Here is an 18,954-nt window from a genome sequence, read left to right as displayed (position 1 = left end):
TCCCCCTGACGTCGAAACCTCCGTCAGACTCCCCCGAGCCGACAGCACTTACCTGTACTGACGCAAGCAACGCCCGGATGGTTCCGAACTTCGCCAGATTGCTCGGTTCACAGCGACAAATCGGTTTACGGCAGTGCGGACATCGACTTCCAGGTCGGCAGATCGATCGCCCAGTCGTAGATGTCGCCGTCCGCAGGAGACAGGTCGATCGACGTGCCGGTCACCTCGACGGGGTCACCGTAGAGGGCCGTTCCGAAGTACTCCTGCGCGTCGGACGTCGACAGGTTGATGCAACCGTTCGTGACGTTCGACGAACCCTGTACCCCGGTGGTTTCAGGATTGGCGTGGATGAATTCGCCGTTATTGGAGATGCGCACCGCCCAACGCTCGCGCACGTTCTCGTAGAACGGCGGGTTGGACATCATGAAGTCTTCGTACTTCTCGGTCACCATGTGAATGCCACTGCGCGTGACGTTTCGGGGTTCGTTGCCCTCGCCGTAGCTGACGGGAATGTCCATGATCGTCTGGCCGTCGCGCACCACCTGCATGCGGTGGCTCGGTGCATTCGCCTTCACGATCTGGCTGCGACCGATCGTGAAATCGAGGGTGAGATCCTGGTCGCCGTAGGCGCCACCGCCGTAGTTCAAACCGTAGAGCTTGGCATCCAGATGGACAGTCGTTCCTGGCACCCAGTAATCGGCCGGGCGCCAATGAGCCCGAGATCCGCCGTTGTCGTCAGCCAGCCAAGCCCACGATCCGGCGGTGGGCGGCACGGTGGTCACGACAAGTGCCTTCTCGACGGCCGCCTTGTCGACGACAGAGTTGTCGAACTGCACGGTGATCGGTGCCGCGATGCCAACTTCCTGGCCGTCGGCGATGTTGAGGGTGGCGCCGGTGGTCGACTCCGGGGCAACCGTCGTAAAGCTCCCTTGGACCGGCACGGATTTACCATCGGTTCCGGTTGCCGAGCCCGACCACGAATACGTGGTGCCGTAGCCGAGTGCCTCACTGACGGTGAACGATGTCTTGTCGGGCGACAGTTGTCCGGCGACGGCTTTACCGGCCGCGTTGCTGAGGTTGACGTCGGACAGCGTTCCCTGGGTCACCGCTACCGAGACGGGGGCGACCGGGCTGACATCTTTGGTGCCGGGCGCCGGCGTCGACACCACGGTCGCCACCGGTGCTGGTTCGGCGGCCGCCGCGCCGCCCTGTCCGTCCTTGCCGCCGATCGTGCAGCCGACGACGGCCACCATCACAGCGAGCAATACAGCTACCAACGCAACAAGACGCGAACGACTTCTCCGACCACCCAGCTCATGCACTTCAACAGGCTACCTGCGGGCTCTGTCAGGAATCAGACGGTGCAGCCCACAGTTACCGGTTCCGGTTCCAGGCGGACGCCGAACGCGGCCTCGACCCCGTCGCGCACTGCCCGCGCGAGCGAGACCACATCCGCACTCGTTGCGGACCCTCTGTTGGTCAACGCCAAGGTGTGCTTGGTCGACAGCCGGGCCGGTGCATCTTCGCCGGGATAACCCTTCGAGAATCCGGCCCGTTCGATCAACCATCCGGCTGAGAGCTTGGTTCCACCACTGCCGGGGAACTGCGGCACGTTGACGTCGCCGAGCTGTTCGGCGATGGCTGCGAGCACGGCAGGCAGCTTGTCGCCCGGCACCACGGGGTTGGTGAAGAAGGAACCCGCGCTCCAGGTGTCGTGATCGTACGGATCGAGGACCATCGCCTTGCCTGTCCGAAGTCCCAGAACTGCCTCACGGACCTGCGACGCAGGCAACCGCGCGCCTTCTTCTGCCCCCAGCGCGGTGAACAGTTCGCGGTACGCGAGCGGGGCGCTCAATCCGTCGGTCGACGCGTCGAATTCGACGGCGAGAACCAGTGCTGCGTCCGAATGCTTGAGGACGCTCGACCGGTAACCCAATTCGAGTTTCGACGGTTCGACCCACGACACTTCGCCATTGCGTCGGTCGAGCAGTTGAACTCGCCGGAGTCGCGAGCCCACCTCGACGCCGTACGCGCCGACGTTCTGTACCGGCGTCGCACCCGTGGAGCCCGGAATCCCGGAGAGACACTCGAGGCCACCCAACTCCGCGGCGACGGATTGGCCGACTACTTCGTCCCACACCGCGCCCGCTTCGGCAACGACGCGGTCCGTGTCGAGGCTCACGGTGGTGTTGGCCACACGAACGACAACTCCGTCGAATCCCTCGTCGGAAATCACGAGATTCGATCCGCCGGCGAGAATCAGCGTCGGGATCTGCTCGCGATCGAGCAGCGTCACGACGTCGATCAACGACTGCGTCGTCGGGCATTCTGCGAGCAGCCGCGCCGGTCCCCCGATTCGGAGCGTCGTCAATCCTGACAAGTCAACGTTCTCGGATACGAAAGCGCCTGATTCCACGACGCGTCTGCCAATGGTTACGTCCCACACATCGATAAACGGTAGCCTCCACAATCGTGAGCCGTCGCATCGAGCATTCGTCGAAGTACACAGTCCCCGCCGAGAAGGTCCATGAGGCGGTGACCTCCGAGCAGTACTGGCGCGACCGAATCGTCGCTGTCGGTGGTCCCGGCGCAACGATCGAAGAGCTGACCGTCCGCGACGAGACCGTCGCGGTCACGATGTCGCAGATCATTGCCGCCGAGCACCTCCCGAGCATGGTGTCGAAGGTCGTCAACGGCGACATCGTCATCAAGCGCAGCGAAACGATGGCACCGTTCAAGGACGGCAAGGCCACCGGTACCTTCTCCGCCCACGTCGACGGTGTTCCCGCCCGTATCGAGGGCACCCAGATACTGACCGGTGACGAGAACTCCGCCACCCTCGAGGTCGACGGTGAGGTCGAGGTCAAGATCCCGTTCCTCGGTGGAAAGATCGAAAGCGCGATAGTCGACGAGGTTGTCCGGCTCATCCAGGCCGAACAGGACTTCACCCGGGAGTGGATCGCGAAGTAGAACCCTGCGGGCGGCGATAGTTGTGGATACAGCCATTTTGGCGTCTTTTGATACGGCCAATTTGGCTTGTCACAGCGTGTAACAGGTATTCTTTCCGATCATGGCTCGCCGCATCGACTACTCCGCCCGCTATCAGCACTCCCCCGAGCAGGTCTATGCGGCGCTGGCGGACCGCTCGTACTGGGAGGCCCGCGTCGAGGAGATGCGCAAGCATTCCGAGAACCATGTGGAACATTTCGAGGTCACCGATTCCGGAATCGATCTCGTGCTCCACCACATTCTTCCGCGCACCGATTTGCCGGACATCGCTCAGACGGTGATGAAGAAGGATCTTGTCATCACTCGCAAGGAGTCGTACGGCACCTTCGGTGACACCGTGACCGGAACATATGAGGCTTCCATCCCCGCCGGGCCGGGAAGTCTGTCCGGAACCATGGAGTTGTTCGCTACCGATACCGGGTCCACACTGCGAACCACCTCCGAGGCCAAGGTATTCATCCCGTTCATCGGCGCGAAGTTGGAACAGCTCATGCTGATCAACCTCGTAGATCTGTTCCGCACCGAGGCACAGGTCACCGCGACCTGGCTCGCCGCGCGCTGAAGCCGGCGTGAAGAAGGCTCCACCCCCGAAGATCGAGGGGGTCATCACCCGTGGCACGACGGGGATCAACAGACTGCGACGAAGTGACCGGTGGATCGTCCATAACCGCACGATCGCGCACGCCCTGAACAACGCAGCCGATCCGTTGATAGTCGACCTCGGCTACGGGGCGAGGCCGGATACCACCTTCGAGATGGCAAGCCGCCTCACCGCTGTCCGGCGGGACCGACGCGTCATCGGACTCGAGATCGACCCCGCCCGCGTGGTCGAGAGTCGTGACGGTGTCAGCTTCGCCCGCGGTGGATTCGAACTAGCTGGTCTCACACCCGTTTTCGTGCGCGCATTCAACGTTCTCCGGCAGTACCCGGAGGACGCGGTCGATTCGGCCTGGTCGCACATCCAGTCCGGTCTCGCACCGGGCGGACTGTTACTCGACGGCACCTGCGACGAACTCGGGAGGCGTTGCGCCTGGGTACTTCTCGACGCCGATCGTCCGCTGACGCTGACATTGGCTTGGGACCCCTTCGACATCGAGCGACCGTCCGACATCGCGGAACGACTGCCGAAGGCTCTCATCCATCGCAATGTTCCGGGCGAGCCGATCCATGCGTTGCTGAGCGCTGCCGATCGAGCCTGGGCCACTGCTGCACCGCACGCCTCGTTCGGCCCTCGCCACCGGTGGGCCGCCGCCTTGGAAATTCTTCGGGCACAGGGAATTCCCGTCCAACCCGCGCGTCGACGCCTTCGTGACTGCATCTTGACCGTGCCCTGGCATGTCGTAGCGCCGAATCCCTGAACTCACAGACGGGAAACGCCCCGCCGCGGAGGTGTTCTCCGCAGCGGGGCGTCGTTGTGCCGGCGTCAGGCTAGGACCCGAAGATGTTTTCCAGGCTTCCCAGCGAACCGGTCGAACTGCCGCCGTTGCCGGGATCGCCGCCGTCAGACTCTGCCGTGACCTTGACGGTGACTGCAGCCTGGGTCTCGGAACCGAGGTAGCCGTCAGTTCCGCTGAACACCGCGGTGATTCGACGATCGCCGAGTTCGGTGAAAGTATGCGAGAGCGTGGCCGTGCCGTTCACCACGGCAACCGGTCCCCCGATCTGGGTGGCTCCATCCATGAACTGGACCGTTCCTGCGCTGAGCGTAGGTACCACTGCCGCAACAAGATCGACCTTCGCGCCCTTGACCGCTGAGGCCGGGGCGCTCACGGTGATGGACGTTTCCTGATCCTCCGCGGCCGGAGCCGTAACCGAAACCGCCCGCGCGGCCGAGGTAGAGGTGAGGAATCCTGTGGCACCCGAGTACACGGCCGTGATGTCATGCGCGCCGACGCTCGCGAACTCGTGCATGATCGACGCCTTGCCGTCGACGACCGACACCGGCGAGCCGAGATTGCCCGAACCGTCCTTGAACTGCACCGTGCCGCCTACCGGAGTCGGCGTGACGATCACGGACAGACCAACTGCCGTACCGGTTTTTGCGTCCGCCGGAACGGTCAAGGCCGTTTGGGTCTGCTGGTCGGTGGGAGCCGGCGCCTTGACGTTCACAGTCTGGATGTTCGAGGTCGAACCCAGGTAGTTGCCCGAGCCCGAGAACACAGCGGTGATGCTGTACTCGCCCGCCACGTTGAAGGTCGGCGTGGTTGTTGCCTTACCCGAGGCGTCCACGGGAATCGGGGAGCCCAGATCCCTGCCACCTTCCTTGAACTGCACGGTTCCGCCTGCAGCACCGGTCGAGACGGAGGCGGTGAACGACAAGGCCTCCCCTGTCGAACCTGTCGACGGGCCGACGAGGGTAGTCGTGGTGCTCTCCTCGACCACTACCGGAGCGACCGTCAACGCATGCGGCGCAGACGTCGAGGCCTGGTACACACCTGAGCCGGAGTACACCGCCACGATCGAATGCGCGCCTTCTGCAAAGGAATTCGTCAGCGAAGCCTTGCCGTTGGCATCAACGGCGACGGCGCCGCCGAGGTCGGTTGCACCGTCCTTGAACTGCACCGTGCCACCCGCCGGAGTAGGCGACACCGTAGCCTCGACGGTCACGGACTCACCCGCCACCGTACTTGCGGGACCGGTGATCGTGGTGGCAGTGCTCTTGTCGGCTTCGGAGACGACGACGTCGACAGCCGAAGACGTCGAGGTCGACACCTTCGCATTGCCGAGATATTTGGCCGTCACGCTGTGCGTTCGGACGTCAGCCGGTGTCCAGGCAAGTGTTGCAACACCATTGGCGAGCGCGCCCGCACCGATCTTGGTGGCGCCGTCGAAGAACTCCACCGAATCACCGTCGGCACCACCGGTCACCGTCGCGCTCAACGGAACAGGTTGTCCCAACTTCACGCCACTGGCAGGTGACAGCGTCGTCGTCGAGACATTTTTCGACACTGTCACGGTCGGACCCTTGTTCTGGAAATCGGAACTCGTCACCGATGCGTTGTAATGCACCGACGTATCCAACGGCATCTCCCGCGCGCAATCGGCGCCCACCGTGTACTTGAACTCGAACGTCTTCGAGTCGTTGTTGTACAGCGGCCACTCTGTCAGTGACCCCTTCACTCGAACGAAATCAGCACCCTTGGACTCCACACTCCGCGTCGAACCGTTCACCTTCGCCGAACCCTCGACGTACGTCAGACACGTCGGATGAACATCCTTGATCGCATACAGGTAATCCACGACGATGTTCTTCCGTTTGAACACAGTCTTGACGGTGATCGTCTCGCCCTCGGACGGAGTCACATTGCTGATGGTCCGCGTGTATTCGTAGTTGTTCGCATTCCACGTCAACGAACCCGGTGTCTCTGGTGCAGCTCCTGCGATACCGACACCCGCAACCACCGCGAATCCCGCAGCAACAGCAAACACACTCAAACCTGCAACTGCACGGCGTGCAGAACCTACAGACATAGCTTTTCCTTCTCGAGAAGTGAGCGAAATGGGTGATGCCCCACCGCCGAACGCGGGCGGGGCATCACCAGGTGTCGGCGGCTAGGAGCCGAAGATGTTGCCGAGGCTGCCGAGCGAACCGGTCCCGCCGTTGCCGGGTTCTCCACCGTCAACCGGTGCGGCGATCTGGACGGAGACCTGATCGGACGACGCCGTCACCGTGCCGGCGCCCGAGTACTCGGCAGCGACAACTCGCTGACCCTGAGTTGCGGGCTTCCACGAAAGGCTGGCCTTTCCGGATGAATCGACCGTAGCCGTGCCGATGACGGTCTCGCCGTCCTTGAAGGTGACTGTGCCACCGGCATTTGCGGGGCTGACCTGAGCGGAGATGGTCTGCGCTACGCCCACCTGCCCCGCTCCTACATTGAGATCTGTTGTGGAACTGGTTGTTCCAGCCGGCTGCTCGGCAACTGTCACATTTGCGGTGGTACTCGACCCGGTGACGCCCGATCGGCCGGAGAATACTGCTTCCACCGTCTGTGCACCGGCAACCGTCGGAACCCAGGCGTAGGTGGCTTCACCGTTGCCTGCCACCGGTACCGAAGCCAGCACCGTTCCACCGACCTTGAACGTGACCGTTCCGCCGGTGCCCGATGCAGATACCGTCGCTTTGAGAGTGGTCGACTTGCCGACCTGCGCGCCCGAGATCGGCGCCAAGGTCGTACCGGACTGAGCATCGGCCTGCGAAACGTTCACGATCAGCGCAGCCGAAGCCGAACCGACAGCCCTCGCCGTGTCGGCGAACTTCGCTGTGATCGAATGGTCGCCACGGGTGGTCGGCGTCCAGGAAAGTGTTGCAACACCATTGGCGAGCGTGCCCGCACCGATCTTGGAACCGGCGTCGAAGAACTCCACCGAATCACCGTCGGCACCACCGGTTACCGTCGCACTCAACGTCACCGGTTGCCCCACCTGAGCCCCACTGACCGGCGACACGGCAGTCGTCGAAACATTCTTCTGAACATTGATCGACGGACCACGACCATTTGTCGTGTCGTCAACGAACACCGTGCCGTCGAAATGCACCGTCGTCGACAAATCGGTACCACGCGCACAATTCGCACCAACGCGATACTGGAACTCGAACGTCTTCACGTCGCCGCCCCACATCGGCCATTCCGTAGCACCCGCACTCAACCGAACAGAATCAGCCGCCACCTCGTTGACCCTGAACGCACTACCGTTCACCGTCGCCGAACCGTCGACATACGTCATGCACGCCGGATGAAAATCGCGCACCGCATACAGATTGTGAACCGCAGCAGTTCGCTTGAACACCGTCTTCGACGTGATCACATCACCCTCGGACGGCGTGCCGTTGCTGATCGTCCGAGTCACCTTGTACCCATCGGAATTGAACTCGGCCGTCACCGGAGCCGCACCGGCAACCCCGACACCCGCAACCACCGCGAATCCCGCAGCAACTGCAAACACACTCATTCCACCGACAACACGACGAACACCACGCACGGACATCCACAACCCTCTCGACAAACGGGGGCAGACAGCCGTCCAGGACAAGCGTCCGTCTGCTTTTGATGCCGTGACGTTATCCCATTGACTGTAAAGTAACTACGCTTTTCGTAGATTTAGTTCATCTGCGACATCGCTGAGCTGCAGTGAACACGGGTCGAAAGTCCCGAACCGCCAAGCCAGGTACCGCTTTACCTGCGCGAAAGGCAAGATATTCGCCCCGAAGTAGCGCACTTCAAATCTCTGATATCGGCGTCATATTCGATTTCGGACGTAATGCCAGAAGGTCGCAGAAGCATAAAAAATCAATCTCGATTACAGGCTTGCGGCGAGCGCCAACTCCACTCGAACAGCAACATCCACACTCGCGTTCTCACACGAGAGATACAACTCGTGCGCGTCGAGTCGACCGATCGCCACCGCATCGGCGACTACTTCGTTGAGTAGGACTTGGGAAATTCCACCGGAAGCGAGGTCGTGCACGGTACGCAACGGCGTGGTGATGCGGATGGGCCCGATCTGTTCACACTCGTCGTCCGCGAGTGGCAGTCGATGCAGTGCGACCTGGCGGGTCGGCGCCGCGAGAGGGTGCGCAACGGAAAGATGAATGAAGCGAGGTTGCAGGTGGCCGAGACCATGCAGATCTGCGGCACTGTAGTGCGAGACGGTGGCGCTACCGGCGAACCATGTACACCACTTCGCAAACTCGTCCAAGGCTGTATGTCTGACGCGCTCGAGGCGAAAGAGTCCTCGACACTCATACGTCCAAGCTCCGGATTCCGTCATCTCGTCCATCAGGGCCAGACCGAAACCCAGTTCGGAGGCCTGGAGAGCCGTGACAAATCCACACTGTCGTAGCGCCAGCAGCTCGAGTGACTCGTAGTCCGAAGCCATGACCACCTCCGGTGACCGTCGAAAACGCCGTTTCGAACAGACTACGGGCGACTGTGTCGCGCATCACAGGAATGAGGAAGTGCGTATTCACAGAGTTCGTTCAGACTCGTCGGGAAGAATCTGGCGAATGACTGTCGCAGCGAACAACCCTCGTCCGCGCAACCGAGTGCTCATCATCCTTCTCGTGGTGATCGCCGTACTCGTCGCGGCACTCGTCGGTGGAGAACTGTACGTACGCAACCAGGTGAAGACCTGCATGGCCGACCAGTTCCAGAGTGAACTGGGATCCCAGGTCGATGTCGGGTTGAGCTGGAAGCCAGTACTCCTGCAGGCAGTCGACAAGAAGGTGCCGTACATCAGCATCGACAGTGACGACTCTTCGTTCGGCCCCGCAACGGGAATGCAGGTTCACGCGAAGGTGAACGACATCAACTTGCAGCCCTCGGCGGGTAACAGCGGCACCATCGGCAGCTCCAGCGCCGACGTCAACTGGTCTACCGCAGGCATTCTCGCCACCTTGCAGGAGCAGACCTTCGGTGGCCTCGTCTCCGGCGTCACCGCCGACTCGAGCGCCGGAACACTCGCCTTCGACGTCGGACCGGTCGGGCTCGCGAAGCTCACGGTCAAGCCCACCGTCACCAACGGTGTGGTCGACGTTCAGACCGTCGGCGCCGAGATTCTCGGATTGGGTCTGCCGACCGACCTGGTCGACGGCATCGTCCAGACACTCACCGACAGCCTGCAGACGTACCCGCTGGACATGAAGCCCACCAAGCTGACCGTCACCGACGACGCTATCGAGATCTCGCTCGAGGGTGGCGCCTACGCCATGCCCGTCGCCGACGCGAACAACCAGAACACCTCGGCGGTGCCGGACAGCTGCGGCCTGCTGACCTAGTCGGCCAGTCCGTCCAGTACTGCTCGGGTTCCGGACAATCCGAGGCGGGTGGCACCGGCCGCGATCATGTCGAGTGCCGCCTGCGTCGTACGTATTCCGCCACTGGCCTTGACTCCCACGCCCGGGCCGACGGTCTGCGCCATCAGTGTGACGGCCTCGACGGTTGCCCCGCCTGCAGGGTGGAATCCGGTGGAGGTCTTGACGAAGTTCGCCCCGGCGCGCACGGCTGCGCGGCAGCATTCGACGATGGCCTCGTCGGACAGCGCTGCGGTTTCGAGGATCACTTTGAGGATCGCGCTCTCCCCCATCGCCTCGCGGACGGTGAGGATGTCTGCCAATACCGCGCTGTAGTCGCCGGCGACCGCCGCTCCTACGTCGATGACCATGTCGATCTCGGCTGCGCCTTGATCGACGGCCAGTCGCGCTTCAGCGCCCTTCACCAGTGAATGATGCTTCCCCGACGGGAATCCGACGACGGCCGCCGTCACCAGTCCGTCGGCGCGAATCGGCAACATCGACGGCGAGACGCAGACCGCGAGCACACCGAGGCTGCGTGCTTCGTCGATCAAGGCGGTGACATCGGCCGCGGTGGCTTCGGGTTTGAGCAGAGTGTGGTCCACCATCGCGGCAACCTGGGAACGAGTGAGTGCAGCTTCAGACATGGTGGAAAGCTTGGCACACCACCACGCGACCGTCGCCGCAGCCGCACCTGAGAGACTAGGCCGCATGACCGCTGCACCTTCGATCGACGATCGTCGCTATGTTCTGTCCCTCGGCTGCCCCGACACCACGGGCATCGTCGCACGCATCTCGACCTTTCTCACCGACGTCGGTGGATGGATCGTGGAAGCTGCGTATCACGCCGATGCCGACACCGGATGGTTCTTCACACGGCAGGCGGTCCGTGCGTCTTCGGTGAGCATGAGCATCGACGAGCTTCGTGAACGGTTCAAAGCTGTTGCAGCCGAGATCGGTCCGGAAACCGAGTGGACCCTTCACGACTCGGGTGCTCCCAAGAAGATCGTGCTGCTCGTGAGCAAGGAAGGCCACTGCTTGCATGACCTCCTGGGCCGCGCTGCGGGCGGGGAACTCCCGGCAGAAATCAGCGCCGTCATCGGCAATCACGAGGATCTGCGCAGTGTCACCGAGCGCCACGGGATCGATTTCCACCACGTTCCGTTCGCCAAGGATCCTGCCGAACGGGGACCGTCCTTCGAGAAGGTCCGCGCCCTGGTCGACGCTCACAACCCCGACGCCGTGGTTCTTGCACGCTTCATGCAGGTCCTGCCCGAATCACTGTGCGAGCACTGGGCCGGCCGCGCGATCAACATCCACCACAGCTTCTTGCCGTCGTTCATCGGTGCTCGCCCGTACCACCAGGCCTTCGCGCGCGGTGTGAAACTGATCGGCGCCACCTGCCACTACGTCACCGCCGAACTCGACGCAGGCCCGATCATCGAGCAGGACGTGATCCGCGTCGACCATGCCGACGATGTCGCCGACATGGTCCGTCAGGGTCGAGACATCGAAAAGCTCGTACTCTCACGCGGACTGCGCTGGCACCTCGAGGATCGTGTTCTGGTCCACGGGCGCAAGACGGTTGTCTTCAGCTAGAGCAGCGTTGCGCTAGAGGTTGCGCAGTCGCACGATTTCCTTGTCGAACTCGTCGATGTTCTCGATCGACGACATGTGACCGACGCCCGGCAACACGATCAACCGTTCGAGGTTGCCGGCGTCGTCGAGGACCTGTGCAAGCTTGCGCGCATGGACCGGCGGAGTGAGCCGATCGAGCGAACCGACCAGCACGGTGGTCGGCACTTCGAGATTGTCGAGTCCCTCGTGAATGTCCAGGGTGCTCAGCGCTGCTCCCCAACCGCCACGGATGCGGGGCTTGCACTCGCGAACGATGTTCTCGCAGAACTGAATCTCGGCCTTGGTCGCGTTCGGTGACATCGAGACGTATTGGATCGCCTTCGTCATCGCACCCGAGGAGACGAACGGAACGGGCGAGCTGAGGATGGCGCGGCCCACCGGGACCGGCACCCGAGGAAAACGATTGGGCAGCGGGATGACCGTGGTCTCCGCGATCAACCTCTCACTTGCGGTGCTCGCGAGCATGACCGCCGATGCGTACTTCTTGACCTCGTCGGGATGGCGACCAGCCCAGGCGATGATGCTCATCCCGCCCATGCTGTGACCGACGATGACGGCCTTCTTGTCCTCGCGAACCGTGGCTGCCAGCACGGCGGAGAGGTCGTCGGCAAGGACGTCCGGGCCGAGCGGAAGATTGCCGACGGTGCTGCGGCCGTGACCGCGCTGATCGTAGGTAATGACGCGATATTCGCCGGCAAGCGCATTGACCTGCGGGTACCAGAATTCGGTAGAGCACGTCCAGCCGTGACTGAGAACGATCGGATCGCCGTCGACGGGACCGTAAGCCCGGACATTGATGATCGCACCGTCGTCGGTGGTCAGTTCGCTGATATCGGCTTTGAGCGTCGGAGTCTTCAGGAGTGCGTTGGGCTCGACATCGCTCGAGAGGGTCAGACCGCGCGTGGATCGGCGATGACGGATCCCCGCGACTGCCGCGACGAGTGCCCCCACTCCGACGGCGCCTGCCAGTACTCGAAGCTCTGTGGTGCGCGAACGACTGGACATGCATTTACCCCTGACTGCTGCTGACGACAGACGGATGCAATCTATGTGTGACTGCCGTTAACCGACACTATCACTCGAACAACGCTCGTTGTCAGCGTTGGAGCGAAGAGTGGGGCAGCACACGATGAGCGGGAACCGCAGCACACTACCAGCGAGAACCGCCGTGCTGGATGTCATCCACCCGCGGGCGAACGTCCACGAGATACACGCACACTGCAACGACCGCGATGATGCCCAAGAGGCCGACAGGAGACGTCGCCAGAAGAATCAATGCCGCGACGATCAGAATTCCCAGCCAGATCGGCTTGGTCAATTTGTTGACGGCAGTGAAGGCGTCCGGGCGCTGCCTGACGGCATGGACGATCGCGTAGACAGCACCCACCAGCGCGAGCACTTTGAGTGCGAGAAAGATCAGACCGACTAGCCCATCGACTTGAGTCACAACTACATCCTAAGTTCTCATCCGGTTCCCGACGAACACGAAGGCTCCCACACTCGGCTGAGCGCGGGAGCCTTCGTCAGGTGGAGCTGGGCAAATCAGGCCTTCTTGGCCGGAGCGGCCTTCTTGGCCGGAGCCGGCGCGGTGGCCTTGGCCGGTGCAGCCTTCGCGGGAGCAGCCTTGGCCGGAGCGGCCTTCTTGGCGGCGGTGGTTGCGCGCTCCTGGACGTCGGAAGCAGCAGCGGTCACGCGAGCGGCAGCTTCCTTGGAAGCCTCGTCAGCCTGGTCACCGAGGTCGAGGACCTTCAGTGCGGCCTCGTCGCCGGCGTCGGCAATCTTCTCGCCGGCGTCAGAGATCTTCTCGCCGACCTCTTCTGCGGTGTCGGAGATGCGTCCGGCAGCGCGGCCGGCCAGCTTGGCGGCCTGCTCGCCCACGGCGCGCGTCTGACGAGCAACGGTTCCGAGTGCGTCTTCGGTCAGCTCGACGGCGTCGCCGAGTGCCGACTCTGCAGCAGCGATGCCCTCTTCGACTGCGGGCTGCTTGCGGATGCGCTCGACTGCGTCTTCGCCGCGCTCTGCGAGGGAGTTGTACAGATCGCCGGCAACCTTGAGGTATGCCTCGGCGACCTTGCGGAGCTCCTCGGGTGCGAACTTCTCGCGCAGCTCGGCGAGCTCCTCGGGCAGCTCGGACGGGAGGCCGGCGAGACGCTCGCGCAGTGCCTCGACGCTCTCGGCGACGTCGCCCTGAACGGAAGCAAGCTTCTCGCGGGCACCGTCGACACGGCCGTTGACGTCACCCTGGGTGTTCTCGGCGCGCTCACGAACCTGAGCAACAACGTCGGCTACGGCCTGGACGACGAGGTCGCCTGCACCGACGGCGGCGTAGAGCGAGGTCTTGACGCTGTCGATGGCGTTCTTGTCAGTCATCTTTTTCTCCTAGTGAAGTCTCGGTGTCTGGAATTGCGGCCGATTCAGCAAAATCGGGCGCTGCGGCTGGTCTGGACGACTCGTTCTCGCGACAGAACGAGTCGTAGATTTCGAGCAGTACTTGCTTCTGCCGTTCGTTGATGGCCGTCTCGGCCAACACCGCGTCCCTGATGGGACTGTGCGGGCGCTGTTCGAGATATCCCGCTTGGACGTACAGAACTTCCGAGGAGACTCGAAGGCCCTTGGCAATTTGCGCCAGTACGTCTGCCGACGGTTTGCGCAATCCGCGTTCGATCTGACTCAGATACGGATTGCTGACGCCGGCGAGTTGGGCAAGTTGGCGCATCGAAACTTGGGCGGCTTCCCGCTGTGCACGAATGAACCCCCCGATGTCGTGTGCCGCAGAGCTGACGACGCGAGCTGCCAAGTCGCTTGCTCCGGCTGCGGCACCGGATGATTCACGATCTCCGTCATCGGAGTTCGTCGACTTCGCTGGCATTGCGTCCTCCCTTTCCAGTGGACATTTCCCAGGATAGGAGAGGGTGCTAACTATTGCAAGCACTACTGCTAGCACTCGTGGTGGACGTCACATACCGGACAGTTCAGCCGAAGATGAGCGTCGAGATCGTATAGATCAGCAGACCGGCGATCGACCCGACGACGGTGCCGTTGATACGGATGAACTGAAGGTCTCGACCCACCTGCAATTCGATCTTTTCGCTTGCTTCGTCGGCATCCCACCGCTCGACCGTGTCGCTGATGACCCCGGTGATCTCGTCGGTGTAGTTCTCCGCGATGTACTTCGTGCCCTGCACCAGCCAGCCGTCGACCTTCGCGCGCATGGAGTCGTCGTCGCGCAGCCGAACTCCGAAGCCGGCCACGTTCTCCGCGACCTTGGTTCGCAGGGTGCTGTTCGGATCGTCGACGGACTCCATGATGAGTCGCTTGGCGACCTGCCACGTCGACGACGCCAGACCGGTCACTTCCTCGCGGCCCATGATCTCGGCCTTGATCCCCTCGGCCTTCTTGATGGTCTCCGGGTCGTTCTGCAGATCATCGGCAAAATCGATCAGGAAGCGATTGGCAGCGAGGCGCACCTCGTGCTCGGGATTGGAACGAACTTTCCAGGTGAACTCGACGAGCTCCTTGTAGATCTTCTCCCCCAGCATGGCGTCGACGAACTTCGGCGACCATGCCGGCGAATCACGAACGATCACACGATCGATCGTTTCCTGGCTGCCGAGAGCCCACTGATGCGCGCGCTCGGCCAGCAGTTCGATGATCGGCAGTTGCTTGTTGTCCTTGAGAAGCTCGCCGAGCACTCGGCCGATCGGTGGTCCCCACATCGGCTCGGCGAGACGCTTCACGATCGTGTTGTCGATGATCTGGGCGATGTCCTCGTCGCGAAGAACCTCGACCATGCCGCGCAAGACCGTCGACGTCTCGGCGGCGACGCGAGCGGCATTGGCAGGTTCAGCCATCCACGTGCCGAGTCGGAGCGGAATCTGCGCCTGCTGCACCTTGGCCGACACAACTTCGGGAGCCAGGAAGTTCTGACCGACGAACGAACTCAGACTGGCCCCGAGCTGGTCCTTCTTGCGCTTGATGATCGCGGTGTGCGGGATGGGAAGCCCCATCGGGTGACGGAAGAGTGCGGTGACGGCAAACCAGTCGGCAAGTGCGCCGACCATGCCGGCCTCCGACGCGGCCCGGACGTATCCGACCCACTCTCCGGCACCGCGGGATTCCTGCCACCGGCAGAAGATGTAGACCACCGTCGCGAAGCCGAGGAGGCCCGTGGCGAAGACCTTCATCTTGCGAAGGTCCCGACGCTTGGCGGCGTCGTCGAAGGCGGAGAGGCTCAGTTGCTGCACCCTCGCCATTGTGCCGAAAGGTGTGACGCGGCGTAGCGCGAGCGACACGATGTCTGATTCTGCAGGACCTAATCCCCCTAACTGCCGATGTGAGTGCCCGAGATAAAGGCACGGACATTAAGCTGGAACGGAAAAGTAGACCGATCGGACGTGGCTCGCACCACAGATATGAGATGACTCGTGGCCAAGAATGCCGTGCAGGACAACGAGCAGGTAGACGGCACAGTCGTTGCTGATGCGAAGCCCGAGAAATCCGACGGCCGCAAGCGTCGTTGGCGTGAGCACAAGATCGCTCGCCGCGAGGAACTCGTCGACGGCACCATCGCCGCCATCCGGGCGCGCGGGCGTGAGATCGGCATGGACGAGATCGCATCCGAGATCGGTGTCTCCAAGACGGTCCTCTACCGCTACTTCGCCGACAAGAGCGACCTCACCACCGCCACGATGATGCGGTACGTCGAGACCATCCTCTCGCCGCGCATCTACGAAGCGATCAGCGGCGATCTCGACGATTTCGAACTCACTCAGGCCAGCATCACCGCGTACGTCGAGACGGTGGCATCCGACCCGGACATCTACCTCTACGTCATGGCCAACGGCGCCGGCGCCAACCGCGACGTCGTTGCCGACTCCGAGCGCATGATCGCCGAATTGCTCTCCACGGTGTTGGGCAATCGACTTCGCGAGATGGAGATGGATTCCGGCGGCTCCCTGCCGTGGGCATTCGGGATCGTCGGCGGAATTCAGCTCGCGACGCACTGGTGGATCTCCAACAAGTCGATGTCCGCTGAATCGCTGATCGACTACCTCACGATGATGACGTGGGGCGGCATCACCGGCATCGCGGCGGCCAACGGATCACCGGCCAAGTTCAAGTCGGTTCCGCATCCCCTCGTCAAGCCTGCCGAGGACTGACTCGCCCGAGACCTGACTTTCGGGCCGCAGGGGGCGATCCTGTGGCACTCTTTCGGCATGGCACAAGACTCGCTGTGGGAAACACCGGCCGTCAAGACCTTGCGGGCAGAGCCCGGGTTCGAAATCGATCAACTCGATCGCAACAGCACTCCGGGATTCACCGGAAACAAAGCTGACGGCGAACGCCTGCTCGAGGAGCGCGGCGCGGTTCTGTCCGACCTACAGGAGTTGCTGTACGCCAACGGCCGGTCCGGGGACAGCCGCTCGATTCTGCTGGTCCTGCAAGGAATGGACACCGCAGGCAAGGGCGGCATGGTCCGGCACGTGATCGGTCACGTGGATCCCTCGGGAGTTCAGCACGCAGCTTTCGGTGTCCCGACCGAAGAGGAGAAGCAACACCACTACCTCTGGCGGATCAAGAAGGAACTGCCCCGCGGCGGCTATCTCGGTGTGTTCGATCGCTCGCACTACGAGGACGTCCTGGTCGTGCGCGTTCACGATCTTGTCCCGGAGGATGTCTGGAGCAAGCGCTACGACGAGATCAACCAGTTCGAGAAGGAACTCGTCGACGCCGGAACCACCATCGTGAAGGTCGCGATGTTCGTCTCGCTCGACGAGCAGAAGAAGCGACTCGAAGAACGTCTCGACCGTCCGGACAAGTACTGGAAGTACAACCCGGGCGACGTGACCGAGCGTGGTTTGTGGCCGGCGTATCAGCAGGCGTATCAGGCAATGCTCGACAAGACGTCGACCGAGCACGCACCGTGGTACGTCGTGCCGTGTGATCGCAAGTGGTACAGCCGAATTGCAGTCACGGAGCTACTGATCGACGCTCTCGAAAAGCTCGATCTCGACTGGCCGCCTGCCAACTTCGACATCGAGGCGGAGAAGGCGCGACTCGCACAGTCCTGATCAGAAGCAGTCCTGATCAGAACAGGTGTGGGGATTCGCGGTGCACTTTGTGGTCGTGACGCACAGTGCTGGCGTACAGGGCTACCGCGAGGCCGATGGACGCGACGCCGGCGAGTCCGGCGACCAATGCCCAACCACCCTGTCCTGAGCCTGCCGCCACCAGGAAACTGCCGAGGCAGACCACTGTGGCCAATACCAGGAAGTACGACGCCCACGCTGCAAAGAGATTGAGCTTCATCGTTCGCTCCTCCGGTCGGATCTCTTTCGTTTCGACCGTACGCCGGAGCATGACGGTCGACAAGACACACTCGTCGCGAGGTTTCCCGACGACTACGCCGGGTAGCCGAATTACATGGACATCGGAACTCTTTACCGCGGAATCGAATCGGCGCGCGGACTGGACGGTCCGTCCACTGGCATGAGGCGCAGGATCCTCGCGATCACCGAGCGATCAGACGGGTCACGCACTGTCGCAGCGCTTCTCCGGGGCGCTGCTGTCGGGCATCCCATCCATCCCGCCCTCGTGGCCATTCCGGTGGGCGCCTGGACGGCTTCGCTGATCTTCGACACCGCGCTCCGTGACCCGCGGACCGCACGACGATTGATCGGGCTCGGCTTGGTCTCGACGCCACCGGTTTTGCTGACGGGCTGGCTGGACTGGTCCGAACGTGGCGACGTCGCCCGCCGCGTGGGACTGGTGCACGCTGCGTCGAATGCAGTGGGTATCTGGTCCTTTGCCGCGTCGTATCGGTTGCGCGGGAAGGACTCATTAGCGCTGGCGCGGGTTCTCTCGGCGCTGGGACTCGTCGCGGTCGGCGTCGGTGGTGCGCTCGGCGGTCACATCGTCTTTCGACTCATGGACGATCCGGGCGTCGAAGCTGCCTCGACGCCCGTTCTCGATCCCATCCTGGACGTGGTCAACTGAGCTGATCGAATCTGAATACTGTTCAGGCGTAAGCACTTCCGGAATAGCTCCGCAGTTCTCGCGCGGTCTCGTCCGAATCCGCCAGCGGCCTGTTCATCACCCAATGCGGGCTGCGGGTGCCCAGTGTCGCGGCAAAGTCGGCAACGGCGCCGGGGGCAGGCACCGCGTGTTCGCCCAGATATCCGAGAACGATGAGGTCCTCCCCTGAACGAGTCTCCACGGCCAGGGCCCAACCGCACGTCTCCTCCCAGAGCAACGCCACCTCACGCCCGGGAAAACGCGGCACCGTTCGGTCCAACGCGATGTAGGCCTCCAGAGGGTGCTCGCGCCTGCAGCACCATTGCTCGATGCCGGCTCCCACGCCGACCGCCACACGTTGAACGTACCGCTCGAACCCGAGTCCGACCGTTGCGTCGACCAGCATTTGTTCTGTCATCGAACCTCACTCCTCGCCATCGTGTTTGGAATGTGCCCAGCGCCGACCGCGCCGAAACCCGGTTCAGATCATGGACTCCGGGTAT

Annotated in this window: 21 protein-coding genes; 8 read left to right on the top strand and 13 right to left on the bottom strand. The window is 62.7% G+C overall.

Going from position 1 to position 18,954, the window contains the following annotated elements; all coding sequences use genetic code 11:
* Positions 1 to 125 precede the first annotated feature (125 nt).
* Positions 126 to 1,322 (bottom strand): Ig-like domain-containing protein, encoded by a 1,197-nt coding sequence (locus ACFT1A_RS11655; RefSeq protein WP_378447108.1) that lies wholly within the window; start codon positions 1,320 to 1,322, stop codon positions 126 to 128.
* A gap of 32 nt (positions 1,323 to 1,354) precedes the next feature.
* Entirely contained in the window at positions 1,355 to 2,446 is a 1,092-nt protein-coding gene (locus ACFT1A_RS11650) for a UDP-N-acetylmuramate dehydrogenase (RefSeq protein WP_378447107.1), read from the bottom strand.
* Positions 2,447 to 2,472: 26 nt separating this feature from the next.
* Between ACFT1A_RS11650 and ACFT1A_RS11645 the strand changes: the two genes are divergently transcribed.
* The 3 genes from ACFT1A_RS11645 (at position 2,473) to ACFT1A_RS11635 (ending at position 4,367) form a co-directional block, all read left to right on the top strand.
* The gene (locus ACFT1A_RS11645; protein ID WP_378447106.1) at positions 2,473 to 2,970 is read left to right on the top strand and encodes a DUF2505 domain-containing protein; all 498 of its coding nucleotides are present in this window, start codon (positions 2,473 to 2,475) and stop codon (positions 2,968 to 2,970) included.
* 100 nt (positions 2,971 to 3,070) lie between these two features.
* Positions 3,071 to 3,571, top strand: coding sequence for a DUF2505 domain-containing protein (locus ACFT1A_RS11640; protein ID WP_378447105.1), 501 nt, complete (start codon positions 3,071 to 3,073; stop codon positions 3,569 to 3,571).
* 7 nt (positions 3,572 to 3,578) lie between these two features.
* The gene (locus ACFT1A_RS11635) at positions 3,579 to 4,367 is read left to right on the top strand and encodes a class I SAM-dependent methyltransferase (RefSeq protein ID WP_230816907.1); all 789 of its coding nucleotides are present in this window, start codon (positions 3,579 to 3,581) and stop codon (positions 4,365 to 4,367) included.
* Between the two features lie 70 nt (positions 4,368 to 4,437).
* Here the strand turns inward: ACFT1A_RS11635 and ACFT1A_RS11630 are convergent, their stop codons facing one another.
* From ACFT1A_RS11630 to ACFT1A_RS11620, 3 genes are all read right to left on the bottom strand, one after another.
* Complete coding sequence (locus ACFT1A_RS11630; RefSeq protein ID WP_378447104.1) at positions 4,438 to 6,480, bottom strand: Ig-like domain-containing protein; 2,043 nt, start codon at positions 6,478 to 6,480, stop codon at positions 4,438 to 4,440.
* An 81-nt stretch (positions 6,481 to 6,561) separates the two neighbouring features.
* Positions 6,562 to 7,995, bottom strand: a complete 1,434-nt coding sequence (locus ACFT1A_RS11625; RefSeq protein WP_378447103.1) for an Ig-like domain-containing protein — start codon at positions 7,993 to 7,995, stop codon at positions 6,562 to 6,564.
* A gap of 312 nt (positions 7,996 to 8,307) precedes the next feature.
* Positions 8,308 to 8,886, bottom strand: a complete 579-nt coding sequence (locus ACFT1A_RS11620) for a hypothetical protein (RefSeq protein WP_378447102.1) — start codon at positions 8,884 to 8,886, stop codon at positions 8,308 to 8,310.
* Between the two features lie 127 nt (positions 8,887 to 9,013).
* On the opposite strand from ACFT1A_RS11620, the gene ACFT1A_RS11615 reads away from it, so the two are divergent.
* Positions 9,014 to 9,784 carry a DUF2993 domain-containing protein gene (locus tag ACFT1A_RS11615; RefSeq protein WP_378447101.1) on the top strand — a complete coding sequence of 257 codons (771 nt, stop codon included), beginning with the start codon at positions 9,014 to 9,016 and terminating at the stop codon, positions 9,782 to 9,784.
* On the opposite strand, the gene deoC is transcribed toward ACFT1A_RS11615, so the two are convergent.
* Positions 9,781 to 10,446 (bottom strand): deoxyribose-phosphate aldolase, encoded by a 666-nt coding sequence (deoC, locus tag ACFT1A_RS11610; protein ID WP_317552510.1) that lies wholly within the window; start codon positions 10,444 to 10,446, stop codon positions 9,781 to 9,783. The two genes, ACFT1A_RS11615 and deoC, sit on opposite strands and share 4 nt — an antisense overlap.
* A 64-nt stretch (positions 10,447 to 10,510) precedes the next feature.
* Here deoC and purU point away from each other — a divergent pair, with 64 nt between their 5' ends.
* Positions 10,511 to 11,398 carry a formyltetrahydrofolate deformylase gene (gene purU / locus ACFT1A_RS11605; protein ID WP_003941509.1) on the top strand — a complete coding sequence of 296 codons (888 nt, stop codon included), beginning with the start codon at positions 10,511 to 10,513 and terminating at the stop codon, positions 11,396 to 11,398.
* 12 nt (positions 11,399 to 11,410) lie between these two features.
* Here the strand turns inward: purU and ACFT1A_RS11600 are convergent, their stop codons facing one another.
* The 5 genes from ACFT1A_RS11600 to ACFT1A_RS11580 all read right to left on the bottom strand — a co-directional run bounded on the left by ACFT1A_RS11600 (position 11,411) and on the right by ACFT1A_RS11580 (position 15,690).
* Entirely contained in the window at positions 11,411 to 12,442 is a 1,032-nt protein-coding gene (locus ACFT1A_RS11600; RefSeq protein WP_021333908.1) for an alpha/beta fold hydrolase, read from the bottom strand.
* 145 nt (positions 12,443 to 12,587) lie between these two features.
* A complete protein-coding gene (locus ACFT1A_RS11595) occupies positions 12,588 to 12,884 on the bottom strand; it encodes a DUF2516 family protein (RefSeq protein WP_003941505.1) in 297 nt (98 codons plus the stop codon).
* A 95-nt stretch (positions 12,885 to 12,979) separates the two neighbouring features.
* Positions 12,980 to 13,807 (bottom strand): heparin-binding hemagglutinin, encoded by an 828-nt coding sequence (locus ACFT1A_RS11590; RefSeq protein WP_378447100.1) that lies wholly within the window; start codon positions 13,805 to 13,807, stop codon positions 12,980 to 12,982.
* A complete protein-coding gene (locus ACFT1A_RS11585; protein ID WP_230816898.1) occupies positions 13,800 to 14,306 on the bottom strand; it encodes a helix-turn-helix domain-containing protein in 507 nt (168 codons plus the stop codon). Before ACFT1A_RS11585 ends, ACFT1A_RS11590 begins: the two co-directional genes overlap by 8 nt.
* Positions 14,307 to 14,409: 103 nt before the next feature.
* Entirely contained in the window at positions 14,410 to 15,690 is a 1,281-nt protein-coding gene (locus tag ACFT1A_RS11580; RefSeq protein WP_378447269.1) for a DUF445 domain-containing protein, read from the bottom strand.
* Between the two features lie 171 nt (positions 15,691 to 15,861).
* Here ACFT1A_RS11580 and ACFT1A_RS11575 point away from each other — a divergent pair, with 171 nt between their 5' ends.
* Together ACFT1A_RS11575 and ACFT1A_RS11570 are read left to right on the top strand one after the other, a co-directional pair.
* On the top strand, positions 15,862 to 16,596 hold the full coding sequence (locus ACFT1A_RS11575) for a TetR/AcrR family transcriptional regulator (RefSeq protein ID WP_378447099.1): 735 nt from the start codon (positions 15,862 to 15,864) through the stop codon (positions 16,594 to 16,596).
* A 57-nt stretch (positions 16,597 to 16,653) separates the two neighbouring features.
* Complete coding sequence (locus ACFT1A_RS11570) at positions 16,654 to 17,508, top strand: polyphosphate kinase 2 family protein (RefSeq protein ID WP_378447098.1); 855 nt, start codon at positions 16,654 to 16,656, stop codon at positions 17,506 to 17,508.
* Between the two features lie 16 nt (positions 17,509 to 17,524).
* Here the strand turns inward: ACFT1A_RS11570 and ACFT1A_RS11565 are convergent, their stop codons facing one another.
* On the bottom strand, positions 17,525 to 17,746 hold the full coding sequence (locus tag ACFT1A_RS11565; protein WP_378447097.1) for a hypothetical protein: 222 nt from the start codon (positions 17,744 to 17,746) through the stop codon (positions 17,525 to 17,527).
* A 114-nt stretch (positions 17,747 to 17,860) separates the two neighbouring features.
* On the opposite strand from ACFT1A_RS11565, the gene ACFT1A_RS11560 reads away from it, so the two are divergent.
* On the top strand, positions 17,861 to 18,433 hold the full coding sequence (locus ACFT1A_RS11560; RefSeq protein ID WP_378447096.1) for a DUF2231 domain-containing protein: 573 nt from the start codon (positions 17,861 to 17,863) through the stop codon (positions 18,431 to 18,433).
* A 22-nt stretch (positions 18,434 to 18,455) separates the two neighbouring features.
* Here the strand turns inward: ACFT1A_RS11560 and ACFT1A_RS11555 are convergent, their stop codons facing one another.
* Positions 18,456 to 18,869, bottom strand: coding sequence for a DUF6292 family protein (locus tag ACFT1A_RS11555; protein WP_378447095.1), 414 nt, complete (start codon positions 18,867 to 18,869; stop codon positions 18,456 to 18,458).
* Between the last annotated feature and the right edge of the window lie 85 nt (positions 18,870 to 18,954).

Source organism: Rhodococcus sp. NPDC057135 (assembly GCF_042670865.1).
GTDB lineage: Bacteria > Actinomycetota > Actinomycetes > Mycobacteriales > Mycobacteriaceae > Rhodococcus_F.
This window is presented reverse-complemented; position numbering and strand designations above follow the sequence as displayed.

Coding starts and splice junctions, on each gene's coding strand:
- ACFT1A_RS11620 (WP_378447102.1), bottom strand. CDS start 8,886: ATGGCTTCGGACTACGAGTCACTCGAGCTGCTGGCGCTACGACAGTGT.
- ACFT1A_RS11590 (WP_378447100.1), bottom strand. CDS start 13,807: ATGACTGACAAGAACGCCATCGACAGCGTCAAGACCTCGCTCTACGCC.
- ACFT1A_RS11565 (WP_378447097.1), bottom strand. CDS start 17,746: ATGAAGCTCAATCTCTTTGCAGCGTGGGCGTCGTACTTCCTGGTATTG.
- ACFT1A_RS11585 (WP_230816898.1), bottom strand. CDS start 14,306: ATGCCAGCGAAGTCGACGAACTCCGATGACGGAGATCGTGAATCATCC.
- ACFT1A_RS11625 (WP_378447103.1), bottom strand. CDS start 7,995: ATGTCCGTGCGTGGTGTTCGTCGTGTTGTCGGTGGAATGAGTGTGTTT.
- ACFT1A_RS11570 (WP_378447098.1), top strand. CDS start 16,654: ATGGCACAAGACTCGCTGTGGGAAACACCGGCCGTCAAGACCTTGCGG.
- ACFT1A_RS11600 (WP_021333908.1), bottom strand. CDS start 12,442: ATGTCCAGTCGTTCGCGCACCACAGAGCTTCGAGTACTGGCAGGCGCC.
- ACFT1A_RS11560 (WP_378447096.1), top strand. CDS start 17,861: ATGGACATCGGAACTCTTTACCGCGGAATCGAATCGGCGCGCGGACTG.
- ACFT1A_RS11615 (WP_378447101.1), top strand. CDS start 9,014: ATGACTGTCGCAGCGAACAACCCTCGTCCGCGCAACCGAGTGCTCATC.
- purU (WP_003941509.1), top strand. CDS start 10,511: ATGACCGCTGCACCTTCGATCGACGATCGTCGCTATGTTCTGTCCCTC.
- ACFT1A_RS11630 (WP_378447104.1), bottom strand. CDS start 6,480: ATGTCTGTAGGTTCTGCACGCCGTGCAGTTGCAGGTTTGAGTGTGTTT.
- deoC (WP_317552510.1), bottom strand. CDS start 10,446: ATGTCTGAAGCTGCACTCACTCGTTCCCAGGTTGCCGCGATGGTGGAC.
- ACFT1A_RS11640 (WP_378447105.1), top strand. CDS start 3,071: ATGGCTCGCCGCATCGACTACTCCGCCCGCTATCAGCACTCCCCCGAG.
- ACFT1A_RS11555 (WP_378447095.1), bottom strand. CDS start 18,869: ATGACAGAACAAATGCTGGTCGACGCAACGGTCGGACTCGGGTTCGAG.
- ACFT1A_RS11580 (WP_378447269.1), bottom strand. CDS start 15,690: ATGGCGAGGGTGCAGCAACTGAGCCTCTCCGCCTTCGACGACGCCGCC.